The sequence below is a fragment of the Pseudomonas morbosilactucae genome (genome assembly GCF_023241715.1).
GTDB lineage: Bacteria > Pseudomonadota > Gammaproteobacteria > Pseudomonadales > Pseudomonadaceae > Aquipseudomonas > Aquipseudomonas morbosilactucae.
Window position 1 is genome coordinate 23,820 of record NZ_JALQCW010000064.1, and the last position, 6,548, is coordinate 30,367.

Sequence of the window (6,548 nt, forward strand, 5' to 3'; positions counted from 1 at the left end):
GGCCAAGGTGGACCGATGATTCCGGCAGACGATAAAAAGCGCGTCGTGGCTCACTCCATCCGGCCCCAGGCGCCCCAGCATGAAGTCGATACCAACCAGGCCCTGGCGCGCTGGTTGGCGCAAATTCTCGGCCTGCGCTTCTCGCCCCGGCACGGCCCGGCGGACAAAGTGGGCCCCAGCCTTTATTGGTTGCCGACCCAGACCCTGGTGGGCCCTGAAGCCGCCCGGCGGTTGGCGGTCAAGGGCCCTGAAGACCTGTGGGGCGGTTATGTCGAACATGACTTCATCTGCACCAAGGCCATTACCCACGGCCTGCTCAACGCCGACGCCGCGGCCCCGCCAGGTTGGTCGCCGTTGTTCGCCGAGCGGGTGCGTGCGGTGGTGTTGCAAGGGCTCAGTGTCTTTTCCCTGGCTGATGCCCGGCCTGCTGCGGCCCAGTTGCTCCGCAGCGGCGCCATACGCCTGAAGCCGATCCACGCGTGCGCCGGGCGGGGGCAACAGGTTATCGAGAGCCTGGAGGGTTTTGAGCAACTCCTGGCCCAACCCGAGATTGCCGAGCTTTTCCAATCCGGCGTGGTGCTTGAGCAGGATTTGAGCGAGGTGGTGACCCACAGCGTCGGCCAGTCCTTTATCGGCGGCTTGACGCTGAGCTACTGCGGCCAGCAATACCTCACCGAGGATGGGCATGGCGAGCAGGTCTACGGCGGTTCCGACTTGTTGGTGGTGCGCGGCGACTACGACGCCTTGCTGGCGTTGGCGCTGACGGCGGATGTACGCCTGGCGGTGCAGCAAGCCCAGGTTTTCGACGCCGCGGCGGACGAAGCCTATCCGCAGTTTTTTGCCTCCCGGCGCAATTACGACATCGCCCAGGGCCTGGATGCCCAAGGGCAACCCTGCAGCGGAGTGCTGGAGCAGTCCTGGCGCATGGGCGGCGCCAGCAGCGCGGAAATCGCCGCCTTGCAGAGCTTCGTCAATGACCCGGCGATGAAGGTGATTCGCGTCTCCTCTGTGGAGACCTACACCGATCGGCCGCTGCCGGCGGATGCCATCGAGGTGTATCGCGGCCCGGCGCAAGACAGTGAATTTCTACTCAAGTACGTGAGGGTCCAATCCTATGACGGCTAGAAGTGAAAGCATTCAGATCGACATCGACGACGAACAAATGAGCGGGACCTTCCTCAGTCCCAAATCCAAGGTGCCGGGGGTGTTGTTTGTCCACGGCTGGGGAGGGAGCCAGGAGCGAGATCTGGAACGCGCCAAAGGCATTGCCGGGTTGGGCTGCGTCTGCCTGACCTTCGATCTGCGGGGGCATGCGGGCACCGGTATTCCGTTGTCTCGGGTGACCCGTGAGGACAATCTGCGGGACTTGCTCGCTGCCTATGATCGGCTGCTGTCGCACCCGGCCCTGGACACCTCGGCGATTGCCGTGGTCGGCACCAGTTACGGTGGCTACCTGGCAAGCATCCTTACCTCCCTGCGACCGGTACGCTGGTTAGCGCTGCGGGTGCCGGCGCTGTATCGGGATGAGCAATGGCACACGGCCAAGCGCGATTTGGACAAGGCCGACCTGCTGGCCTACCGCAGCCATCGGGTGCCCGCCGAAAGCAATCGGGCGTTGCATGCCTGTTCGGACTTTACCGGGGATGTGCTGTTGGTGGAGTCCGAGACCGACGACCACGTCCCCCACGCCACCATCATGAGCTACCGCGCCGCCTGCCAGCAGACCCACTCGTTGACCCATCGCATCATCGACGGGGCCGACCACTCTTTGAGTGACCCCGTGTCCCAGCAGGCTTACACCTCGATCCTTGTGGACTGGATTACCGAGATGGTGGTGGGCGAGCGCTTGAGCATCATCCAGCAACGTTGAGCCTGAATCCTGCCTACCTGTTTGACTGGCCGGGCGAGCCCGGCCAGCGATGGCAGGTGCCCGTGCCGATCAGGACGACGGTTTTTCCACCCGCAGCGCCTTGGCCTTGGCTTCCACCAGCAGGTACATCGCCAGCGCCACCAGTAACGGCAAGATGAAGTAGATGGCTCGATAGGCAATCAGCCCGGCCAGCAGGCCACCGCGGGAAACCTCGTGTTGCAGCAGCGCAACAAACACCGCTTCCAGCACCCCCAGCCCCGCAGGAATATGGGTGATGGCCCCGGCAATCGCGCTGATCAGCAACACCCCCAGCACCAACGGGTACTCCAGCTTCCCCGGGAGCAGGGTAAAGATCACCGCTGCCATCAATGACCAGTTGAGTGCGCCCAGGGCCAATTGCAGCAAGGCCATGCGGGGCGATGGCAGGTTGATTTCCGTGCCGCGTATCGACCACTCGCGCCGCCGAGAGAACTGGCAGGCCAGGAGATAGCCGCCGCTGACCAGCAACAGCAGCACCCCGACGACCTGCAAGGCGCCGCTGCTCAAGCTCCAGCCCGGGGGCATCGATACCAGGCCGCTGGCAAACACCACCCCGGCCACGGCCATGTAGCCGAACCAGTTGGTGGCCAGGCTCAGGCCGAGGATCTTGGCGATGTTGCCCTTGCTCACCCCCAGCCGCGAATACAGCCGATAACGCATGGCGATGCCACCGACCCAGGCGCTGAGGTTGAGGTTGAAGGCGTAGCTGATGATCCCCACCGGCAGAATCTGCCGCCAACCCAGGTCCTGGCGGATGTAGGTCCGGCCGATCAGGTCGAAGCAGGCGTACACCAGGAAACTGGTCAGGGTCAGGGCCGCAGCGATCAGCAGTGTCGGCCACTTGAAGTCGGCCAGGGTGCTGAACACTTCGTGCCAGTCGATCCGCCGCGCCAGCAGGGTAAACAGTACGATCAGCGCCAGGAAGAACAGCACGGTCAAAGGCTTTTGCAGGCGGCTCCATAATGATTTTTTCTGGGGCGCTGAAGACGCGGCAGCCTGGGAGTGGCTCATGGCTGCGACTCCTGGCGGGGGTGGGTGACGGCTTGCAGTCGCGGTTTGTGCGCGGGCAGCCCGCCAGCCCAGGCCGGAAAGTGCCGCAGGCAGTGAAACACCACAAAGCCCACGGTGAGCCGCCACAGCCGGCCGCGGGGCGCAGGGTTGGCGGTGACGGCCTTGCAGTGGTCGCGGCTCAGGCAATCAAGGCGCTCGAACAATTCATGATTGAACGCCCGGTCGCGGATCAGCACATTGGCCTCCAGGTTCAGCGCCAGGCTCAAGGGGTCGAGATTGCTTGAGCCCACGGTGCTCCAATCGTCGTCCACCAGGGCCACCTTGCCGTGCAGCGGACGCTGGCAGTATTCGTGGATGCTCACCCCGTCCTTGAGCAGGTAATCGTAAAGTAGGCGTGCGGCGAACTTGGCGATAGGCATGTCCGGCTCGCCTTGCAGAATCAAACGCACCTCGACCCCGCGCCGCGCTGCGTTACGGATCTCCCGCAGCAGGCGAAAACCCGGGAAGAAGTAGGCGTTGGCGATCACCACCCGCTGCCGGGCGCCGCGCAGCACATGCAGGTAGACCTCTTCGATGTCTGAGCGATGTTCACGGTTGTCCCGGTACACCAGGCGCACCTGCCCCTGATGATCGGTCTGTGCCAACTCGGCGCGGCGCCGGGAACGACGCTGCCACCAATACCGGGCCCGGGCCGGGCGGCCGCTTTGCTGCAAGGCGAAATGATGGATGTCGATCACCGCCGGGCCTTCGATCAGCACCGCGTAATCCTGCTTGGCTTCCGGGCCGAAGTCGGCCAGGTGGTCGGCGGAAAAGTTGATCCCGCCGATGAAGGCCAGGCTGCCGTCCACCACCACGATCTTGCGGTGCAAGCGGCGGAACCAGTTGGTGCGCACGCCGAGGATGGGGCGCGCCGGGTCGAACATCTGCAGGCGCACGCCGGCCGAGCTCAAGGCACCGAGGAAGCTCCGGCTCAGTTCGCCGCAGCCGAAACCGTCGAGGCTGACGCTGACCCGCACTCCACGCTGCGCGGCCTCGATAAGGATCTGCTGCAGCTCGTTGCCGACCTTGTCTTCGAAGAGGATGAAGGTCTCCAGGAGGATTTCTTCCTGTGCCTGGCGCAGGGCCTCAAACACCCTGGGAAAGTAGGCTTCGCCATTCTCCAGTAACTCGATCCGATTGTTGTTGTGCCAGCCATATTCCAGGTCGACGGCAGGTGACGGCGCGCTCGGCGCGGCCTCCGCGAGCTGATCCACAACGTTTTTTTCCAGCGGTGCGCTGTTCATAGTTCGACCTCCACCGCCAGCGGAGCATGGTCGGACAGATGGGACCAGGGGTGGGCCGCCAGCACTTTGGGCTGGTGGATTTTCAGGTTGCGGACATAAATCCGATCCAGGCGCAGCAGCGGCCAGCGCGCCGGAAAGCTGCGAGCCGGCTTGCCCTGAGTACTGACGAACACTTCCTGCAGGCCGCTGGGGGCGAGGGTGATATCGGCGCGCTGGCGCCAGTCGTTGAAGTCCCCGGCGACAATCAGCGGGGCCTCCGGCGGAATTTCGGCGATCCGTTGCAGCAGCAATTGCAGTTGCTGCTGACGGTGGTTTTCGCGCAGCCCCAAGTGCACGCAAATGGCGTGGGTTTCTCGATCCTGGCCCGGCAGGCGCAACACGCAATGCAGCAGGCCACGGTTCTCGTGGCCGGAAAGGGACACATCGAGGTTGTCGTACCGCACGATCTGGAATTTCGACAGTAGGGCATTGCCATGGTCGCCCTCGGGGTACACCGCGTTGCGGCCGTAGGCGAACTGCGGCCACAGGCTGTCGGCGAGGAACTCGTACTGGGGCATGTTGGGCCAGTTGCTGTAGCGCTGGGGGTGGCCCTCATGGGTGCCGTGGATTTCTTGCAGGAACACCAAGTCGGCGGCCACGCTGCGCACCGCGTCCCGCAATTCCGGGAGGATGAAGCGGCGGTTGAGGGCGGTGAAGCCTTTATGGGTATTGACGGTCAGCACCCGAAAGCGAGTCAGGGCCGGAGTCTGGGCGAGGCTTAGCCGCGTTGCGGAGTCGGCACTCATAGGCGCGACCTGGGCGTGGCGGCTCGAGGGGCGGTCATATCGAAGTGATTCGCTGCCATGTCTGCTCCAATGCGTGGGCCTTGGATGACCCCGGTGAGTGGATGACTGTGCTGCGAGGGAGAAAGTTTCGACGCGTCTACGGACGGTGATCCATGGACGGCCTGTCGATTTTCAGAGGGGGAGCGCTACGCTTGTCGCTCAGGCCAAAGCGAACTTGCCGGGCATTTGCCGATCAGTTCCTTACAGACCTTGCCGAAGGAGCCTTCCGTTGTGCTGAAACTCAAGACCGCAATGTTGTTGGGTGTGCTGCTGTTTATGGGCAGCAGTGAGCTGGAGGCTGCCCCCGCTACAGCGGCCGATGAGCCCGCCGAAAAAACCGAGTTGCTGGTCGAGGGTGGCTTGCTCGGAGCCATCAGTTCGAGCATTGGAGAGGTCCAGGACAAGCTCGACCTCAACGAAAACCTGATCGATGCCTGGCGTCTGCGGGCCGACCGCGCGGCGGACGAAGTCGGGCGCCTGGTCAATCCCCCCACGGACCGCTCCAACTGGAGCGTGGCCGGGGATTTCTTGATGTTGTCCGGGGTCTGGATCGGCGCCTTTGCGGTGTTGACCCTGCTGGGCGGCATCTTCGCCAGGCGCCTGGGCCTTCAACGCCTGTTGCGCACCCGGGAACGCAGCCAGTCGGTACTCGGTTATTTACTCCCCTACACACTCCCCGCACTGATTTGCCTGCCCTTAACCCTGTATATCAGCCACCTGGTGCCCAGCTCGGTAGGGCGGGCGCTGGCGCTGTGTTTCGCCTATGCCACCAGCAGCGGGATCTTTTCCACTTCGGTGCTGTTGTGCCTGGTGGTGCTGTTCAATCGCGGGCACAAGCGTCCCGCGGTGCGACTCATCCGCGCTTACTGCCCGAAACCGCTGTTCCTGATCGGCTTCTTTGCCGCCCTCAGTGACGCCCTGGTCAGTCCGCAGATCGCCCGGCAACTGGGTGGCAATATCACCAGCAGCGTGGCGGTGTTCACGGGCCTGGCGGCGTCCCTGACCTTTGCCATGCTGGTGATCCGTCTGCGCCGGCCGGTGGCCCACCTGATTCGCAATCGCCCCCTGGCCCAGCGTCTCAAGCAGCCGGCGTTGCAAGAATCCCTACGGATTTTTTCCGGGCTCTGGTACTGGCCGATTCTGTTGATGGTGCTGGTGTCTGCGGTGAACCTGATCGGGATCGGCGAAGACAACCAGAAGGCCCTGCGCTGCGCCCTGCTGACCACGGTGCTGCTGATTGCCACGGTGTTTCTCAGCACGATTTTCCAGCACCTGTTCAAGTCCCGAAGCGCTCGGGCCTTGCAGCACAGCAGCGCCTACAAAGAGCGCCTGCTGAGCCTGTTGCACGCCTTGTTGCGGATTGTCATGGCCATCGCCTTTATCGAGGTATTGGGGCGGATCTGGGGCCTGTCGTTGTTCGAGTTCGCCCAGCGCAATACGGTGGGCCGGGCCATCAGCGATTCGTTGAGCCGCATCGGCCTGATCTTCCTGGTCACCTGGCTGCTCTGGGTGGTGCTCGAC

At 63.6% G+C, this 6,548-nt stretch carries 5 protein-coding genes and 1 pseudogene; 3 read left to right on the forward strand and 3 right to left on the reverse strand.

The window, feature by feature from the left end; translation table 11 throughout:
- Window positions 1-15: 15 nt before the first annotated feature.
- Both M1B34_RS22530 and M1B34_RS22535 read left to right on the forward strand, forming a co-directional pair.
- Window positions 16-1,125, forward strand: coding sequence for a DUF3182 family protein (locus M1B34_RS22530; protein WP_268266267.1), 1,110 nt, complete (start codon window positions 16-18; stop codon window positions 1,123-1,125).
- Window positions 1,115-1,870, forward strand: a complete 756-nt coding sequence (locus M1B34_RS22535) for an alpha/beta hydrolase family protein (protein ID WP_268266268.1) — start codon at window positions 1,115-1,117, stop codon at window positions 1,868-1,870. Before M1B34_RS22530 ends, M1B34_RS22535 begins: the two co-directional genes overlap by 11 nt.
- Before the next feature lie 69 nt (window positions 1,871-1,939).
- Here M1B34_RS22535 and M1B34_RS22540 read toward each other — a convergent pair whose 3' ends face one another.
- From M1B34_RS22540 to M1B34_RS22550, 3 genes are read right to left on the reverse strand one after another with little or no spacing between them, the layout of a single operon-like run.
- Entirely contained in the window at window positions 1,940-2,920 is a 981-nt protein-coding gene (locus M1B34_RS22540) for a lysylphosphatidylglycerol synthase domain-containing protein (RefSeq protein WP_268266269.1), read from the reverse strand.
- The gene (clsB, locus tag M1B34_RS22545) at window positions 2,917-4,203 is read right to left on the reverse strand and encodes a cardiolipin synthase ClsB (RefSeq protein WP_268266270.1); all 1,287 of its coding nucleotides are present in this window, start codon (window positions 4,201-4,203) and stop codon (window positions 2,917-2,919) included. The genes M1B34_RS22540 and clsB overlap by 4 nt, the downstream gene beginning before the upstream one ends.
- Window positions 4,200-4,988, reverse strand: a complete 789-nt coding sequence (locus M1B34_RS22550) for an endonuclease/exonuclease/phosphatase family protein (protein ID WP_268266271.1) — start codon at window positions 4,986-4,988, stop codon at window positions 4,200-4,202. Before M1B34_RS22550 ends, clsB begins: the two co-directional genes overlap by 4 nt.
- A 270-nt stretch (window positions 4,989-5,258) precedes the next feature.
- Between M1B34_RS22550 and M1B34_RS22555 the strand changes: the two are divergent.
- Window positions 5,259-6,548, forward strand: a pseudogene (locus M1B34_RS22555) (mechanosensitive ion channel protein); the annotation flags it as partial.